Genomic DNA, 17,888 nt, shown 5'->3' with positions numbered 1-17,888 from the left:
ACTTGCCTGGTCCGCTTCCAGCAGGGTCGTTCATCGGACGGCCTGCTCGCCGGTGTCCAAGTGGCCCTTGAGCGCCTGAGGCACCCTGAACACCTTCATCACCTCATCCCCCAGATGGTTGATGACCTTGACCGCGATGCGGCCGGAGGCGGGTTTGGGGAAGGGCCTGGAGGTATCGCTGTTGAGGGTGGCCCACGCCTCCTCGTTGATCTCGGCCTTGAGGGTGGTCTTCAACGCCTTGTAGGGGTCGGCGGCGCCCAGGAAATAGGCGTGGCGGACGAAGAAGCTCTCCTCGTTGTAGTCGGTGTCGATGAACCAGCAGGCGATGCCCTCGGGGCCGTCGCTGCGGACCTCGCCGGTACTGGGGTGGAAGACATCCACGCCGTTGATCTTGATCCGTACCTGGCCGTCCGCGGCGGGCAGGATCGTGATGTCTGGCTCGCCGAAGATCACGAACAGGTTGCCCTTGCCCGTGTTCTTCAGGTCCTCGGCCATGTGCAGGTCGGCGTTCATGCGCGCCTTGAGCACCGGGAGGCGGCCGAGCTTGCTGAACTCGGTGGCGTGGGCCTCATAGTTGAAGGCGCAGGCGATCAGGACATCAAAATCGGCATCGCCCGCCTCGCGTGCCGCAGTCACCAGATCGGGGCGCGTGACGGTGCCGAACTCGGGGCCGATAAAAATCGCTGCGCGCTTTTCATTTGTCAAGATCGAATGGTCGGCGGATAGAGCGGCTGGGTTCTGGCCTTCTGTCGGCGTGTCATCTTGGGTGACAACATATCTCCCCTCGGCGCAGATCAGATCGCCGGGCCAAGGCGTCAGCGAGGTAAAGGCGATCCGATCCTCCTTGTGGGCCTGTTGCACCCCGGCCGCCTTCAGGTTCTCCAGGATCATCTGCGGGAAGGTCTGCTTCGCCTCGTAGGAGGAACCCGGATCGGCGACCTTTTCCTCGTTGGGATCGATCAGTTCGTCGTTCTCATCCACACCGAGCACGCGATGCGGCGACAGGCTCTCGACGGTGAAGGGGCCGGCGACGCGGACCTTCTTGTTGTCGGTGTAGGGCTTGTCGTAGAGGTATTCGGAATCGGCCTTGGCGGCGATCGAGGCGTCGATCGCTTTCTGGCGGTCGATGCGGGCCTGCCACCAGTCTGCGTGCAGCCTGGCGGGGACTTCCGGCCAGGGATCGACCGGGCGTTCCGGCAAGGTGTCGATCCTGTAGTCCCGCTTGAGGAGCTTGTTGATCGCGAGCAGGCCGTCTTCGATCTTGCTTGCCCTGGCGTTCGCCCCTTTCGCCTGCTCGGCCCTCACCTCGTCGAAGAGCCGCCGGGGCTCGGTCGGCCAGGGGTCTTCGGCCGCACGCGGTATCTCCCACTCCTGCCACTGCTTCTTCATCGTGGCATTCAGGTCTTCGCGCAGCGGCTCCAGGATGGCCTGCCACTTATCCCAGATGCTGTCGATCTCGGTGTTGTTCGCGATGGACTTGAGCGTGATGTGCGGCACACGTTCATAAACGAAGCCGTGGCGGATGTCGCCGCGGGTCGGCTGGGAAAACGGTGCGGTGCGGGCGACTTCGGCCTCCTTGATCTGGCCGTCGCGCGAATCGGCCAGCAGGTAATAGGGATAGCGTGCGCCCATGATACGGGCTCGGGCCAGGGCGAGCGCGACACGGGAGGTGTCGATGGTGATCCAGCGGCGGCCCCATTGCTCGGCGACATAGGCGGTGGTCCCGGAGCCGCAGGTGGGGTCGAGGACCAGGTCGCCGGGGTCGGTGGTCATTAGAAGGCAGCGCTCTATGACCTTTGTGTTAGTCTGAACTACATAAACCTTGTCTTCGGTAAATGACCCCGTCCCTGTGTCGGTCCAAATGTTCGAGAACGGAATGACTGGGAAATCGTTGAAGTAACGAACGTATCGAATACTTCCTTCTGAAGTCGGCCATAAGCGTCCCGACTTGCCAAGACGAAGCAGCCCATCTTCATCAGATTTGAAGGTACCCTTGCCGGGGCTAAAAAACCGGCCTCTGTAGGCGAAACGACGAACATCCCTTTCTCCTGCCGGTCGAGAGCTGGTCAGGTTGTCTGGCATGAATACGCGCGCCCCGGTTGGCAGCAGTGATTGGTCGATTCTCTGAGCCTTGCTTAAACGCGCACTGAAGCCCGCATTGTCCTGCCACACTGAATAGACCTGCTCGGTGGAAGAGCCGGCCATCTTGCCTTGGTAAGGCGACCGGTATTTGCACTTCGACTTATCGCGAACCGCCCAAATTATATAATTGGAAGCAGCGGCAAGCAGATCGTTGGCGCGGCCAGTGGTTGTTCGGAATGCTATCTGAGAGACAATGTTCGTGTCGCCAAATACCTCATCCATCACTGCTCGGACGCGATGGACGTTTTCATCCCCAATCTGCACGAAGATCGACCCGGACTCAGCCAGCAGGTCGCGCGCGACGGTGAGCCGATCCCGCAAATAGGTCAGATAGGAATGGATGCCATCCCGCCAGGTATCCCGAAACGCCTTGACCTGCTCCGGCTCGCGCGTGATGTGGCCGACATTGCCGTCCTTCACATCCCGACTGGTGGTGCTCCACTGGAAGTTACTGTTGAACTTGATGCCATAGGGCGGATCGAGATAGATGCACTGCACCTTGCCGCGCAACCCCTCGCGCTCGGCCAGGCTCGCCATCACCTGGAGCGAGTCGCCCAGGATCATGCGGTTCGACCAGTTCTGATCGTGCCGGTAGAACTCGGTCTTGTCCACGCCCTTGGGTACGCCGTTGAAGTCGGCGAAGAGGTCGAACTGGTGGCCCTCTCCCCCGGCCCCTCCCCCGGTGGGGGAGGGGTGCTGTGAGTGGCGCAGCAGGTCGTCGATCAGGACCTTGGGGTGGACCTTCTCCTGGATATAGAGGGGCGGCGCCTGGACGATGAGATCACTCCAATCCTGCTGATCCTTACCGCGCCAGACGAGTTGCGGGTCCAGGTCGCGGTTGCGCTGCTCCTTCTCCTCTTCAAGCCCGGGCGTGCCACGCCCATAGGTTACCGGCACCGGGTCCTGCTCGTCCTTCTGCATCACCGACTGATATTCGGCGGTCGGGATGTTCCTGCGGGTGGCCTCGTCGTGAGTCAGGGTGGCGACGGTGCGTGGCGGGGATTTCGATTTCAGGACCATCGTTGCACCTTACAGGAACGGGTTTTCGACGGTCAGCGTTTCGATTCGCTGGCCGTGCTGCAAGTCTTCGCTCAGCAACCTGCTACAGCCCGCTTCGAGGGCAGCAGCGACGATTAAGGAGTCGTAGAAGTGGAATCCGTAACGTGCCTGAACCGCGATGCCGCGTTCGTACATCGTAGGGCTCGGCATTGCACGCCAAAGCGGCACCAGGACAGTTCGCAGATACTCGGCAGCGCCGGCGTGATCGAGCGGAATCTCAGCCTTGCGCAGGGCGACATTCAAGAATTCTTGAACGACCTGATAGCTGATACAACCCTGACCCGTTTGGAGCGCACTGCGAACGATGCGGGTGGCGATGGTGTGTTTGCGTGCGTCCGAGTCGTCGACGTGGTAGAGGAATACATTGGTATCGATGAGCGCTTCAGCGTGCATTCATTTCCTCTCGCGTGGGCTTGCGACCGATGCGCACCTTACCGCTGAGATCCTGGGTCAGCGCGTCGAAGGCCTGAAGAACCTCCTGGTTCTGCGCGTAATCTGCCAGCCAACGGCGCAGAAGATCATCGATGGTGGTGTCTTCCGCGCGTGCCCGCCGCATTGCGGATGCCACGAGTTCTTCTTCCAGGCTGATAGTGATTTCTGTAGTCATGGTTCGCGACCTCTCTCATCTGGCTCCCACGCTCCAGCGTGGGAGCAAGTACCGACGCTCCAGCGTCGCGTATGTACTCGGGCCGCTGGAGCGGCCAAGACTGCATTCCCACGCGGAGCCTGGGAACGAGAAGACCAGAATCATAGCGATTCCGGCAACCGCCGGGGAATTGGCTCGATTTGCGGCTCACTGCCGCCCAAGAGTGCCAAACGCCTGGCACTCTCCCGTGCGAGCACCTCCTCAGCCGCCGGGGTCGGCGCAACAATCTCGATCATCTTGTTGAACTCGCTCTCGACCTTCGCCTTGAAATCGGCCTCGATCTGATAGACCTCGGTGAACTCTGCAAAGGCCCAGCGCCCGTGGCTTCCGAGGTTGTTCACGCCGGGCACCCAGTAGGTGTCCATGGTAGCCTTCTTCTCCTTGGCGTCCTCGCGGCGGTAGCCCTTGATCTCGACGGTCAGATGCAGCAGGTCGTCGTCGCCGTGACCGTCTTCGACCAGGCAGATGAAGTCCGGCAGGTATTTGCGCTGCTCCGATCCGTAGCGGTAGGGCACCTCGAACCCCAGGTTGTGGTTCTTCACATAGGCGCGTACCCGCGGGTGGGCCTCCGCCACGCGGCAGAACTCCGCCTCCCAGTCGCTGTCCAGGATGACCCAATTGAGGTGGCAGCGGCGTGCATCCGTCTCCCAGCGCTCGGTCTTGCTGGTGTTGAAGCGGACATGGGCGGTGGAACCGACCGGGTTGTAGGGGTCGAGCAGGGCCAGGATCGGGCGGCTACCGATGAAGGCGCGGGTGATGCCGGCGGTGATGCGCTCGCAGGCCATGTCTGCCAGCATTTTGTACTTGAGCTGCGCCGGGAAGGTGCCGCCCTTGCAGTCCAGATAGCCGTCCAGCCAAAGACGGGCGATGCGCTTGAGTTGACCGAAGAGGTTGAGCCGAGGGTCGCCGTTGGCGTCGCGCCACTTGCTGAGCACGAGGTAGGAGGTCAGCTCATAGACGATTTGGGAGGGCCGCACGTCGCCGGTATGCACGAGGTTGAGGTCCACCGTCGCCCCAATGATCCCGGCGTTGCGGGTCTGCGTGGCGCCGACCAGATCGGGGGTGAGTTCGAGCACCGAATCAGCGTTGAACTCGGCGCTCAGGCGCTCCTGCGGCAATTCGGTGCGATACCCGGCGACGCGGGGGAAGCGGATTTCCAGCGCGTCGCGCTCGGGCCGCACGGCGCGCACCTGGATCGTCTCGCGCGGCGGCTGGGGCGGCGCCACCACGGGCTTGGCGTTGAAGTCGAAGGGGATGCCCAGCACGTCGGCATACTCCACGTTGAAGAGCCCGTCTTCATTCAAGTCATAGGACTGGCGGCGCAGTGCCCGGCCGATGACCTGCTCGCACAGGAGTTGGGTGCCGAAGGCACGGACCCCCAAGACGTGGGTGACGGTGTTGGCGTCCCAGCCTTCGGTGAGCATGGAGACGGAGACGACGCAGCGGATGTCGGCCCCGAGTCGGCCGGGTTTACCCACGGTATTCATGACCTCGCGCAGCAGGTCCTGGTCGGTGAGGTTCTCGGCCTGACGGGGGTCGCCGGTGCGCTCGATGATCTCGCGGCGGAAGCGCTCGATCTCATCCGCGGCCATGGCGCGGAAGTTGTCGTCCAGGGCCTCGCCGGACTCCAATTGCTCGCTGTCGATCAGGAGGGTGCGGGGCCGCGCGAGCGCGTTGCCGTGCTCGTCGTGGTTGCGGAACAGGGGCAGGCGGCCGGGCACCAAATCGCTGATGCCGTTCTGGTTCGACCGGACGAAGCCGGAGATATAGTCGTACACCAGCTTGGACGCGGAGGTGTTGTTGCAGACGACGATGAAGCAGGGCGGCGACACGACCCTGGCCTCGGCCCAGAGGTCGAAGGTCTTCTCATAGTGCCCGTAGAGTGCTTCGAGCGCGGTTTGCAGTTGGGTCGGCAGGTCCAGCGGATTGAGGGCCTCGGCCTTGCCGCGGCCCTTCTTGGGCATCTTGGCCCGGATGTGCTCCCACAGGTTGCGGAACATGGGCATCTCGCCGCCTGGGATGTTGTCCGCCACCGGCACCCGCGGCAGCTTGACGATGCCGCACTCGATGGCGTCCATCAGCGAAAAGTCGCTCAGGGTCCAGGGGAAGAGGGTCCCTTCGGCATAGCCGGAGCCGCGCAGGAAGAAGGGGGTGGCGGAAAGGTCGAAGACGCGGGCGAGCCCCAGGTTGCGGTTGACGGCCTCCAAGCCGGAAATCCACAGGCGGGCGGCCTCGTTGTTCTTCTCGGCCTCCTTCTTCTCGTCCCCCTTCAGGTCCCCTTCCAGTTCGTGGTCGGGCTTCTCGCGGTAGCAGTGGTGGGCCTCGTCGTTGATGGCGAGAATATTCTTCAGGCCCATCAGGTCGGGCATGACGCGCTGGAGCATCTGACCCTCGGTCTCCAGGGTGTCCAAGGCCTCGCCGCCGCGCCCCTGGAGTAACAGCCGTCCACCCTTGGACAGTTCGATGCGCTCGCGCCGCCGGAAGGCGTGGTAGTTGGTGATGACGATCTTGGCACGTCTCAGATCATCCAGGAGGTCGCCCGGAACCAGTTCGCGGTCGGCGTAGTAGCTGTCCGGGTCGTTGGGCTGGAGCACGCGCAGGCGGTCCTTGATCGTGAGCCCCGGGGCGACGATGAGGAAACCGCGAGTGAACTTCCTGGACCCGGGTCGGCGCACGGCGTTGACGGTCTGCCAGGCGATCAGCATGGCCATGACGGTGGTCTTACCCGCGCCGGTGGCCAACTTCAATGCCAGGCGCATCAGCTCAGGGTTGGCGTCGTGGTTGGCGCTCTCCAGGTGCTCAAGAAATCGCTGCCCCGCCTTGCCGAGCTGGGGCGCAACCTCGGTCAACCAGATAGCGGTTTCAACGGCCTCGATCTGGCAGAAGAAGGGGCGCAGGCTGCTGAACGGGTGATGCCGCCAGTGCGTGAGGAGGCGCGCGGTTTCAGGGGTGACACGCCAAGCGCCGGGGTCGGGGATCAAACGCCACTTGTCGACCTCGCGGCGCACGGCGTTGATGATGGCGGTGTGGTCGTAGCGCTGGGCCTCGGTGCTCAGGCCCTTGCCTTCATCGAACAGGAACTCGCCCTGCTTGGGGGCGTCTTTGCGCTTTTTCGGCTTGGGGATCGGGGTGATGAACTCCGCCAGGCGCCGGGCCTCGATGATCGCTTGGGTTGGCTGGCCCGTGTCATCCAACTCCCAGTGGCGCCCCGGGTAGGCGTACGGGGAGTTGAGGATCGGCCGGTCGAAAAACGGGTTGCTCACGGCTGTTCCCTTGCGGTTGGTGAAACTACGCGACCAAGATCGGCTTCCCGTCGATGTCAGGGCCGCTCCCGTCCCGCACGCAGCGGTCGCGAAGCTGCGCGAGACGAGCGCATCGCACAGGAATCCCCGTCGGACACCGCTCGGGTTGCTCAGGAGGATGCAAGGCTAGAGCATTCAAGCGGACTTGACAAACCCGCCCGCTCTACAGGGGACGAGCACGCCGGCAAGGGCCGCGGCCTAGACTGTGACGTTTCGCGCCGCCGCGGCGCCACGCAGTAAGCGCACGGAAGCCGCACGGCATCATCCAGGCGCCGACGAGCGCCTGAACCGGTCGCGGCTACTCGAAACGAAGACCGGAATTGCACCAGAGAGCAAAGAAAAAGGGCCTGGCCTTGCGGCTAAGCCCTTGTCTTTTTACTGAAATGGCGGAGAGGGTGTCCGCTGATATAGGGTTCAAGGGTGTCTGATACCGTCCAATAGAGACTTTCCCGTCAATCACTTAGGTCTAGCAGAGTCCGCTAGCGTCCACTACAATCTAAGCATGTGTTGTGGGTAGTCTTGTGGGTAGACCTGAACGGGGGCGGACACGGCATCGAACATTCACCGGCTGACGGATCGCCAGATCAAGAACGCGACCAAGCCGCTCAGCGACGGCGGCAATCTGTGGATCTATCCCCAGGGCAAGGCGCTGAACTGGATATTCCGCTACACGCTCCAATGGCCGCGCCCGCGAGATGGGGCTGGGGGCCTATCCTGCCGTCTCGCTGGTTGCCGCCCGCAAGGCCGCCGCCGGGTATCGGGACGTTCTCAAGTCCGGCGTTGACCCCATCGACTACCGCGACACGCAAGCCCAGGCTGAAGCCCTCAAGGCCGCCGGAGTCCCGACCTTCACCCAGGCCGCCGCCCGGTTCATCCGCGCGCACCGCCACGGGTGGAGCAACATCAAGCACGCGCGGCAGTGGGTCGCCACCCTCAAGACCTATGCCCGGCCCGTCATCGGGTCAAAGCCGGTCGATCAGGTCAACACCGACGACGTGTTGAAGGTCCTGTCCGGCATCTGGACCAGCAAGACCGAAACGGCAAAGCGGGTGCAGGGTCGCGTCGAAAATATCCTGGACTTTGCGGCCGCCCACAAGTGGCGCGATCAGAGCAACCCGGCCCGCTGGCGGGGACACCTGGACAAGCTCCTGCCCAAGCCGACCAAGGTCACGAAGGTTGTTCACCATCCCGCCATGCCTTACCAGGACGTGCCCGGGTTCATGGTGGAACTGGCCGGCAAGCAAGGCGTGTCGGCCCTGGCCCTGCGCTTCCTGATCCTGACCGCCTGCCGCACTGGTGAAGTCGTCGGCGCCCAATGGCCCGAGTTCGACCTTGACGCGTCCGTCTGGACGATTCCGGGCGAGCGTATGAAGGCTGGCCGCGAGCATCGGGTTCCCCTGTCGGCCGCTGCCCTGAAGGTCCTGGCGGCCCTCCCGCGTGTGGACGGCAACCCCTACGTGTTCCCAGGCGCCCGGTACCGCCGGCCCGTGTCGAACATGGCAATGCTGCAACAGATGCGGGGCATGGGCTACGGAGTCGGCGAAGATCGCGGGGACTATGTGCCCCACGGGTTCCGAAGCAGCTTTAGAGACTGGTCCGGCGAAGTGTCGAGCTTCCCGCGCGATGTGTGTGAAATGGCCCTGGCCCATGTCATCAAGGACAAAGCGGAAGCCGCCTACCGCCGTGGGGACCTACTCACCAAGCGCGCCGCGATGATGGACGCTTGGGCGGACTGGTGCGGCCGGGGGACTGGCGCGGCGGTTGTCCAGCTTCACGAGGTTGCAGAGACCCGGCGGGGCTGACCAGTTACGGCCGCGCCTACCCCGACGGGGGGAACGCCGGGCACCTTCACCCGGCTGGCGCGGCCCCTTATTGAAGGCTTGCGCTAGAAGGTACGCGACCATGAATGTTGTTATTTCCATCAATGGCCGGGAAGCTATCCCGGTTCGTGCAATCGCCTGGGCAACATACTCTATACTTTCTCCTGACGTGTTGGCCGAGGATTTAGCCAAGCATTCCGAGTCTCCCGACCATCACCCACCACGCCTGAACAATGCGACGGCATATCACTTAATCGGAAATGGCGAAGTGCGCGCAATGGCGCCCAGGGAATGGGATTACGTTGTTCGCAGTCTTTCCGCATTGCACAAAGACCTGAAAGATGCGAATTTGACGAGATCAGAGGACAGACGCCAATGGGAGCTTAGGGCAACGGAAACAATGCCAAGAGGAACATTCCTTTGGAAAGACGAATTTGAGGCGGCATATCAACGCGGTTACAGAACGCGTCAGATACGCGAAGAACGCGAGGGGGACCGCGGATATACCTGCAACCCCATTGTCCCCGAATGCTTGGAGCCAACCATTATGGAAGGCTTCGATGTAGCAGCCAATGCCGCCGCGAAAGTGCGCGCTATACGTGCAGATACCAAAGGCGGCTTGATGCTATTGATTGGGCTACTGGTCCATCACCTTGCCGAGAAGGGAGGGAAACTAAAGAAGCCGAACGGAGAACCCAACGCATCAGGAATCTATAGCGTTTTATCAGCGACCGCAGAGAGGCTAGGGGTTCCGATGGATGGGCTAGGCAGCACCCAGACCCATGAGAAGCTCGCAGCCGCATTAGCCGAAGTGAAGGCCAGCCAGACCAATAGGACGAAGTAACCCGGGGCCGGACTTGCGACCCCGGAATGTTCCGGAGTCCGGACTAGCGGCCCACATCCCCCGCCGCTCTAAGCTCTGCAATGTCTTACCACGTTGCGGAGTGTCTACCCCATGCCTACCCATCTACGCCGCGCCTATCAGGCGACGCTGCCCGCCGCGCCAGTGGCGGATTCGATCATCCGTATGCCGGATGTCTGCGCAAGAACCGGACTCTCGCGCGCAACCATCTATGCCCGGATCGCGGCCGGGCAGTTCCCGCGCCCGGTCCAGCTTGGTCCGCGTGCCGTCGGCTGGAAAACCTCTCTGGTCGATAGTTGGCTGGCGGCCCTGCCGTCTGGAGTGACCGCCGAGCCTGCTGGCCCCCGGCGTCGTCGCGCTGCACAGATTGGGGAGGCGGCATAAATGGAAACGCCGACCACCCCCGAAGGAATGACCGGCGCCTTGATCCCGCGCCCAAATGATACCGCAACAACCGGCGAAATTGCGACGCTGATCGAGAACGCAATGACCATCAACGGACTCACGCAGGGTGCGTTGGCCGTTGCGATGGGCATCAGCGGAGGCCAGTTATCCTCAGCAAAAACAGGTCGGTTCGGACTCGGGACGATTCCGCTCGCCAAGCTCAAGAAATTGGCCGAAAGCTCCGATGCGCCGCTCCCTGCGATCCCTGCGCCGATCACCCCCGGCCCCGTTGCTGCGCCTGATCTGGGGCCGATCAAGCTCCCGTTGTTGAGTCTGACCGTTGATCTGGCGATCCAGCAACGAGTCAGCACTGACGATGCTCTGGTTGTCGAGTACTCGCAGGACATCCGCGCCTGGATCGCCCAAGCGCCCATTGACGTGTTCGGCGCCGACGGCAAGTACATCGTCGCGGACGGATTCACCCGCACCAACGCCTGTCTGGCCGCTGAGATGGATTACATCTACGCCAGGGTGCACCCCGGGACCCGGCGCGACGCCCTCCTGTTCGCCATCGGCGCCAACCGAGCGCACGGACTGCGCCGCTCGAACGAAGACAAGCACCGGGCAGTCGAGACGCTGTTGCAGGACCCGGAGTGGTCGCAGTGGTCGGACCGTCGGATTGCCGAGCAGGTAGGCGTTTCCGACAAGACCGTTGCCGCCGCGCGTCGCGGAATCTCCAACTGCGGAATTTCCGCAGTTGAGCCCACCGGCCCGGCCGATGCTGTCGCGCCTGTCGCGGCTGAGGTGTACCGCCCGCACGACGACGACGAGCCCGCTCCGGCGGCCCCCAAGCGGATCGGCAGGGACGGCAAAGCGCGGTCAGCACCCACTGCCAAGACCCCGGCCCCGACCACGCCGCCGAAGGTGAAGGCGCCGACCGCCAAGGATGCGATGCGCGCCGCGCACGCGGTGACGGCATCCCTCGTGGCGCTGGAAAAGCTCTCCGCCGCCCTGCTGCCAAGCGACCGCGCGCCGCTGGTTGAGCACCTGCGGGCGGCCCTGCTGCGCTATGCGCCGGAGGGTGGCCATGCGTAAGGATCACTACAGCGCCCCGGTGAAATGGACGCGGGAATTTCGCCAAGCCCTCAAGCTGGGAGACCTTCACTTCAAGCTCTACGCCTACCTTGAGGGCGGCCCGGAGTCGCACGCTACGGGGCTCTATTTCGTCACCCCCGCCGCAATCGGCGAAATGATCCGGGAGGACCGCGAGTCGGTCCTGACCGGGCTCGAGGACCTGGAGAGTATCGGCCTGATCCTGTGGGACCGGGCGGCCGACGTGGTTCTTGTGCACGCGGTCTGTGCCGAGCAATACCGCTGGCGGAAGACCAACCCCAAGGGGCCAGACCTGCGCGTTATCGAGGGTCGCCGCCATCTTCGGGCGCTGCCCCGGACGCAGTTGCTCGACTTGTTCTTGGGTCGCTGGCCGATTTTCCAGGACGACGCCGAAGGCGCTTACCAAGGGGCTTCGGAAGGGGCTTACCAAGGGGCATGGCAAGGGGCAACTCCTACTACCCGTACTGCATCCCCCTCTGATGCCCCGAATGGACCCCCGGTCGACCCGCGCGCCGAACCCGACCCGTCCGCAGGGGATTTAGGCGCGACGACCGGCAAGCGCCGCGGAGGTGTCCTGTGAGCACGACTCAGGAATATTTGAATTGGCTGATTCGGGATGCTGGCCTGATCGAGTTGTGCCACATGGCCCACGGCAAGCTCGATGTTGGTTGGTACGACAACGCCGCCAACCTGTTGCACGACGCGCGGCTGATGGCCAGGTCCGGAAATCTGTTCACGACGATCAACAGGATCGACCTGGAGGCGATCAAGGGCTACCTCACGGAGCACCGGCGGGTAGTCCCCGGCAAGACCTGCCGCACCCCAGACCAGGCGGTTACGCGCCACTGCCGGCTGTTCTTCGACTTCGACTCCGCGCGGCCGACCGGCACGAGTAGCACGACCTGTGCGTTGGCCGAAGCCGAGACCCGCGCGCACGGTCTGGTCCGGCGCCTGGCGGCTGTCGGCTGGCCCGCTCCGGCTATCGGGATGTCCGGCAACGGCTGGCATCTGCAATATCGGACGGCCCTCCCGAATACCCCCGAGGTCAAGGCGCAGTTGGCCGCGATCTATTCAGGGCTGCATCGCGAATTCAGCGACGATGCGGTTACATTCGATCGCACCGTTCGGAATCCTGCGCGCTTGTGCTGCCTCTACGGCTCGGTGAAGCGCAAGGGTCCGAGCACCGTCGAGCGACCCCACCGGCAAAGCTGGATCAAGATTCCGAAGGACTGGAAACAGGTACATCCTCGCCAGGTTGCAGCACTGGCCGATTACTTCGCGCGCCAGACTGCGGATAGGGCCCCAAAGCGCGATGCGCGGCCCGTAGGCGCCCCCGCGGTATCTGGCCGGGGGGATTACACCCGCCTTGATGTGCTGGCCTGGTTCGGCGCCCACGGGGCATACGTCGGCCCGTTGGTCGGTAACAAGCATGGCGTCCGCTGCCCATGGTCGGCTGAGCACACATCCTCGAGCCCCAAGACCGGAAGCGACTCGATCATCTACGAGGCCGATGGAGGTTGGCCTGGTTTCCATTGCTCGCACAGTCATTGCGACGGCCGGAGCATCCGCGACGTGATGAGTCTGTGGGGTGACGCCGACGCCTATTGCTCGGGCGAGTTCGTTCGGGAGGTCGCCCATGTATGACCTGTACCCGCATCAACAGGGCTGCATTGACGAGTTGCGCCAGGGCTTACGCCAAGGCCACCGTCGCCAGGTCTTGGGACTCGCTACGGGAGGCGGTAAAACCGTGGTCGCGTCGCACATCGCCAAGGCCGCAGTCGCCAAGGAGAAGCGCGTTTTATTCATCGTTGACCGCATCGAATTGGTAGCCCAGGCGGCCAACACCTTTCACGCCATGGGGCTAAGGGTCGGCATTCTTCAAGGCGAGTTCACCAGCTACTCCCCCGCGGACGATATAATCGTTGCGTCGATTCAGACGATTGCGAAGCGGCGCGCCCCGGATTGGGTGGACCTTATCATCATTGACGAGTGTCATATCCTGCACCAAGCGCACATCAAGCTAATGAAATCATGGAACGCGCTTCCGTTCATTGGCCTATCAGCAACCCCAATGCGCAAAGGACTGGGGCAGTATTTCACCAATCTGGTACGCGGCCCATCGGTGCGGGAACTGACCGATGGCGGTTTCCTGGTGCCTGTCCGCGCGTTCGCCCCCGGTGTCGATCGCATTACTGCGGCACTGGCTGGCGTGTCGGCAGGAACCACGACCCACGGTTACGACTACACGGAGTCGGCATTGGGTGAGGCGATGAACAACCGGGAACTGGTGGGCGATATTGTCAAGACCTGGAAAAAGCTTGGGGAGAACCGGCCGACCCTCTGCTTTGCGGTCAACATTGCACACTCCAAAACCATAGCCGCGGACTTTGAAGCCGAAGGGGTGACGGTTGCGCACCTGGACGCCTACACCAAGAGCGATGAGCGCAAGCGGCTGATTGGCGGTTTCCGTGATGGGTCAATAAAAATCCTAACAAGCGTCAACGTGTTAGGCATTGGCTTCGATGTGCCAGACGCGGCTTGCCTCATTCTCGCCCGGCCGACGTTGAGCGAATCACTACACATGCAACAGATGGGTCGCGGCATTCGCACGGCACCGGGAAAGACCGATTGCATCATCCTGGACCATGCCGATAATACGGGGAAGCATGGCACGCCAATTCACTTCGAGGTTCCCGACCTTGACGACGGCAAAGGCGACGAGCGGGCGAAGCGCAAGAAAAAGGACAAGCCTAGATTCGTTGCCTGTTCCGAATGTGGCGCAGTCATGGAGCCCGCGCAGTTTACTTGCCCCAGTTGCGGCATTGACCGCCCGCGCCCGGCATCATCGGTGCATAGCGTTGATGGTGAGCTTGTCCCATTCGGCAGTCGTGGTGCCGATGACCGCGCCGACCGACTCAACTGGTATCTGGCTATGCTCTGGACGGTACGCAATAGCAGCAACCCGAAAGACGGGATCGCCTACCATCTGTTTATGGCCAAGTTCAATGGTGAGAAACCAGCATGGGCATGGAAAGATTTAGAGCCTGTGCAGCCTACGCCAGACCAGGCCCGTTGGATTCGGGGCGAACAGATGCGCCGCCGGATCGCATGGGCCAAGCGCCGGGCGGCATAGGCTACCCTGCCGCACGGACGCGGCACCCATTCACCGAATCACATAGAGACACATCCGAATGAACCACGCCGATATGCAGCGCCAAGTCGCTGAACTGCAAATGAGCCTGACCATGGGCTTACTCTGCCGGTTCGCGCAGTCAATGCCGATGCGGTCAAGATGGTGCGCCCCCAATGAGTGAGAAAAACACACCCCCGGAAAAACCTGCGCGGAACTTTTTGCTGGTGGATGAGCGATTTATGTCGGCCGAAGCAAGAGAAATACTGCGGGCGCATGACGATTCTCCACCCAAGTCGCGAGGCCAATTAGAGCGAGACTTGGGCGACATCCTGATGGCCCGGGCACTGCTGGAACCGGCGGTAAGGTCGGCGGTCACCATTCAGTCGTTCGATGAGTTGTTGGACGTGAACGCCCTGGTGGACCAGCTACGAGTGGAGGTTTCCAAGGTCGCGGCGGGCGACATGGGGCGCCCCGAGGCCATGCTGGTGAGCCAGGCCCATACGCTGGACGCCCTCTTTTGCTCGCTGGCACGCCGCGGGCAAAAGAACATGGAACTCCACAACCCGGAGAATGCGGAGCGCTACCTGCGCCTGGCCTTCCGGGCTCAGGCGCAGACCGTGCGGACGCTGGAGGCGCTGGGGGAACTGAAGAACCCGCGCGCCGTGGCGTTCGTGAAGCAGGCCAACATCGCCCATAATCAACAGGTCAACAACGGCGCCACCGAGGCCCCGCGGGCGCAAGAAAACGGAAATCGGCCAAACGAACTATTGGAGCATACGCATGGCAACCCCCTGGACTGCGCAACGGCGGCAGCGGCAGGCCGCGCTGATTCGGACCTGGCGGCCTTGGCAGCACGCGACCGGCCCGCGGACGGCTGAGGGCAAGGAGCGGTCCGCTCGCAATGCCTATCGCGGCGGGTATCGGCCCATGCTGCGGGACTTGGCTCGGGCACTGCGGGAACAGGAGTGGTTGCTTGATGACCTGTGATTCCTGATGACCCGGTGCGTCCGGCAAGACGCGGCTGATGCCTGACTGCAACTGATGGCTCTATTCACGTTCTTCCGCTCAAACCGGGGATGCCGCCATTGCCCCGGGAGTCTCCGGAGCGCAGCATTTGACCCTGGTTCCTTATGCCCCTATTTCCCTTCCACTATTTCCCGCAGCGCTGGAGCGTCGGGACTTGCTCCCACGTTAGAGCGCGGAAGCCAGATGAAGCGAACCTATCGCCGCAGATACTCGTGGAGCCGTTCTTGGGCAAAGGCATTGCCCTGTTCGACAGCCTTGCGGTACCACTGCACGGCTTGACTATCATCTTGGGCGACGCCACGACCGTATTGGTACATCCAACCGAGATTGGTCTGCGCATCGGTATTACCCTGCTCGGCGGCCTTGCGGAACCAGTGCACCGCTTGGTCGTAGTCTTGAGGGACGCCGCAGCCGTCTCGGTACATGAAACCGAGATTCCTTTGCCCTAAGGCATTGCCTTGCTCAGCGGCCTTGCGATACCACTGCAAGGCTTGGGCGTAGTCTTGAGCGATGCCGCGACCGCCCCCGTACATGGCACCAAGATTGCTTTGCGCACGGGCATAGCCCTGCTCGGCAGCCTTGCGATACCAGTACACCGCCTGGCTGTCATCTTGGGCGACGCCGCGGCCGTATTGGTACATCCAACCGAGATTGGTCTGCGCATCGGTATTACCCTGCTCGGCGGCCTTGCGGAACCAGTGCACCGCCTGGCTGTCATCCTGAGCGACGCCACGGCCGTTCTGGTACATCAGGCCAAGATTGTCTTGCGCAAGGGCATAGCTCTGCTCGACAGCCTTGCGATACCACTGCACGGCTTGACTTTCGTCCTGGGTGACGCCGCGGCCGTATTGGTACATCCAGCCGAGATTGACCTGCGCAGCAGCAAAGGCCTGCTCGGCGGCCTTGCGATACCAATAGACCGCTTGCTCGGCGTCCCGGGGGACACCGCGACCATTGTCGTACATCCTGCCGAGGTTGCTCTGCGCATTGGCATTGCCCTGCTCGGCAGCCTTGCGAAACCAGTGCACCGCTTGGTCGTAGTCTTGAGGGACGCCGCGGCCGTCTCGGAACATGACACCAAGACTACTTTGCCCATTGGCATCGCCCTGCTCGGCCAAGGGACGCCAAGCCGCGAGGGCGCGGTCATAGTCGCCGATCTGGTAGGCTTCCCAACCATCGGCAAATGTCAGTGGCGGCGGCGGCAACTCGTCCATCAACTCGATGATGTCTTCGCCCTGCAAGAGTCGCCACATCCGAAGGGGGTTCTTCGCCAGAGCTTCAAAATCCCAATGGGATTCAAAACGTGCCAGGAAGGCAGCACTCCAGGGCAACGCTCGATTAAAGGCGAGCTGTCCCCAACCCCACCGATCCACATAGCGCTCGATGAGGTCCTGCGTCCATGGTGGGCCACTGTTCGACGCGAGGGACCCCCAATCCCACCGATCGGCATAGCGCTCGACGAGGTCTAGCGTCCATGGTAGGTCACTGTTCCGCGCGAGGGACCACCAATCCCACCGATCGGCATAGCGCTCGATGAGGTCTAGCGTCCATGGTAGGCCACTGTTCCACGCGAGCCTCCTCCAATCCCACCGATCGGCATAGCGCTCGACGAGGTCTAGCGTCCATGGTAGGCCACTGTTCCACGCGAGGGACCCCCAATCCCACCGATCGGCATAGCGCTCGATGAGGTCCTGCGTCCATGGTAGGCCACTGTTCGACGCGAGGGACCCCCAACCCCACCGATCCACATAGCGCTCGATGAGGTCTTGCGTCCATGGTGGGCCACTGTTCGACGCGAGGGACCCCCAATCCCACCGATCGGCATAGCGCTCGATCAACTCATCACTCCACGGCAAGGCGGAGTTATGGGAGAGCCCTCCCCAGTCCCACTGATCTTCGTAGCACTCGATGAGCTCTACGCTCCAGTGCAAGGTTGGATTGGCGGAGAGTGCCTCCCAATCCCACTCGTCTGCATAGCGCTCAAGCAGGTCGGCATCAATCGGGTAGTGCGCAGACAAGCCCTTGACCAGAAACTCGGGGTGCCTTCCGAGGACCGCTTTGAAACACGCGCGTTCGTTGTCGTCTTGCAACTCAGCCGTGATGGCGCGCGCCCGGTCCATGACCCGCACGAGCGTCTGGCTCTTGCCAAGCGCAAGGCTCCGGCCGGTATCGGCAGCGGTATCATCCATCGGTGTCGGTCCCGCGTCCGGCGGTAGCCGGTTGCTCGGTCTGGGCAAGCTCCGCTTCCAATTGTTCAATCGCCTGTTCCAGCGCAACCCGCTGTTCGACAAAGTAAGCGTCCCAGTCGGTCAGGTCCTTGAGCGTGCGGTAGGTCTCGGCACAGTGCAGTTGGTGGACCTGGGCGGCAAGCTGGTCCAGGTCGCGGCGCAGCACTGTGATG

The 17,888-nt window shown here is 62.7% G+C and carries 13 protein-coding genes and 1 pseudogene; 8 read left to right on the top strand and 6 right to left on the bottom strand.

Annotated elements, in window-relative coordinates; translation table 11 throughout:
* Window positions 1–30 precede the first annotated feature (30 nt).
* The 4 genes and pseudogenes from QZY48_RS11760 to QZY48_RS11745 form a co-directional block, all read right to left on the bottom strand.
* Window positions 31–2,754 carry a site-specific DNA-methyltransferase gene (locus QZY48_RS11760; protein ID WP_295431041.1) on the bottom strand — a complete coding sequence of 908 codons (2,724 nt, stop codon included), beginning with the start codon at window positions 2,752–2,754 and terminating at the stop codon, window positions 31–33.
* A gap of 417 nt (window positions 2,755–3,171) precedes the next feature.
* Window positions 3,172–3,594, bottom strand: coding sequence for a PIN domain-containing protein (locus QZY48_RS11755; protein WP_295431040.1), 423 nt, complete (start codon window positions 3,592–3,594; stop codon window positions 3,172–3,174).
* Window positions 3,584–3,808, bottom strand: coding sequence for a hypothetical protein (locus QZY48_RS11750; protein WP_295431039.1), 225 nt, complete (start codon window positions 3,806–3,808; stop codon window positions 3,584–3,586). The genes QZY48_RS11755 and QZY48_RS11750 overlap by 11 nt, the downstream gene beginning before the upstream one ends.
* A 269-nt stretch (window positions 3,809–4,077) precedes the next feature.
* Window positions 4,078–7,110 (bottom strand): annotated as a pseudogene (locus tag QZY48_RS11745) (BPTD_3080 family restriction endonuclease); the annotation flags it as partial.
* 734 nt (window positions 7,111–7,844) lie between these two features.
* Here QZY48_RS11745 and QZY48_RS11740 point away from each other — a divergent pair.
* From QZY48_RS11740 to QZY48_RS11705, 8 genes are all read left to right on the top strand, one after another.
* Window positions 7,845–8,951 (top strand): site-specific integrase, encoded by a 1,107-nt coding sequence (locus QZY48_RS11740; protein WP_366929673.1) that lies wholly within the window; start codon window positions 7,845–7,847, stop codon window positions 8,949–8,951.
* A 100-nt stretch (window positions 8,952–9,051) separates the two neighbouring features.
* Complete coding sequence (locus QZY48_RS11735) at window positions 9,052–9,813, top strand: hypothetical protein (protein WP_295431037.1); 762 nt, start codon at window positions 9,052–9,054, stop codon at window positions 9,811–9,813.
* Between the two features lie 162 nt (window positions 9,814–9,975).
* A complete protein-coding gene (locus tag QZY48_RS11730; RefSeq protein ID WP_295431059.1) occupies window positions 9,976–10,215 on the top strand; it encodes an AlpA family transcriptional regulator in 240 nt (79 codons plus the stop codon).
* Complete coding sequence (locus QZY48_RS11725; protein WP_295431036.1) at window positions 10,216–11,310, top strand: hypothetical protein; 1,095 nt, start codon at window positions 10,216–10,218, stop codon at window positions 11,308–11,310.
* Window positions 11,303–11,908, top strand: a complete 606-nt coding sequence (locus QZY48_RS11720; RefSeq protein ID WP_295431035.1) for a hypothetical protein — start codon at window positions 11,303–11,305, stop codon at window positions 11,906–11,908. Before QZY48_RS11725 ends, QZY48_RS11720 begins: the two co-directional genes overlap by 8 nt.
* Window positions 11,905–12,972: a hypothetical protein gene (locus tag QZY48_RS11715; RefSeq protein ID WP_295431034.1), complete on the top strand. Its 1,068-nt coding sequence runs from the start codon at window positions 11,905–11,907 to the stop codon at window positions 12,970–12,972. The genes QZY48_RS11720 and QZY48_RS11715 overlap by 4 nt, the downstream gene beginning before the upstream one ends.
* Window positions 12,965–14,461: a DEAD/DEAH box helicase gene (locus QZY48_RS11710; RefSeq protein WP_295431033.1), complete on the top strand. Its 1,497-nt coding sequence runs from the start codon at window positions 12,965–12,967 to the stop codon at window positions 14,459–14,461. Before QZY48_RS11715 ends, QZY48_RS11710 begins: the two co-directional genes overlap by 8 nt.
* A gap of 317 nt (window positions 14,462–14,778) precedes the next feature.
* Entirely contained in the window at window positions 14,779–15,339 is a 561-nt protein-coding gene (locus QZY48_RS11705; protein WP_295431032.1) for a hypothetical protein, read from the top strand.
* A 342-nt stretch (window positions 15,340–15,681) separates the two neighbouring features.
* On the opposite strand, the gene QZY48_RS11700 is transcribed toward QZY48_RS11705, so the two are convergent.
* Both QZY48_RS11700 and QZY48_RS11695 read right to left on the bottom strand, forming a co-directional pair.
* Window positions 15,682–17,676 (bottom strand): tetratricopeptide repeat protein, encoded by a 1,995-nt coding sequence (locus QZY48_RS11700; RefSeq protein WP_295431031.1) that lies wholly within the window; start codon window positions 17,674–17,676, stop codon window positions 15,682–15,684.
* Window positions 17,669–17,888, bottom strand: a 220-nt coding sequence (locus tag QZY48_RS11695; RefSeq protein WP_295431030.1) for a hypothetical protein, incomplete at its 5' end; no start/stop codon positions are given. The genes QZY48_RS11695 and QZY48_RS11700, both read right to left, overlap by 8 nt.

The sequence above is a fragment of the uncultured Thiodictyon sp. genome (genome assembly GCF_903828115.1).
In the GTDB taxonomy this organism is placed as follows: Bacteria; Pseudomonadota; Gammaproteobacteria; order Chromatiales; family Chromatiaceae; genus Thiodictyon.
Note: the sequence above shows the minus strand (reverse complement) of the source record. Positions and strands in the feature narration are given on the sequence as shown.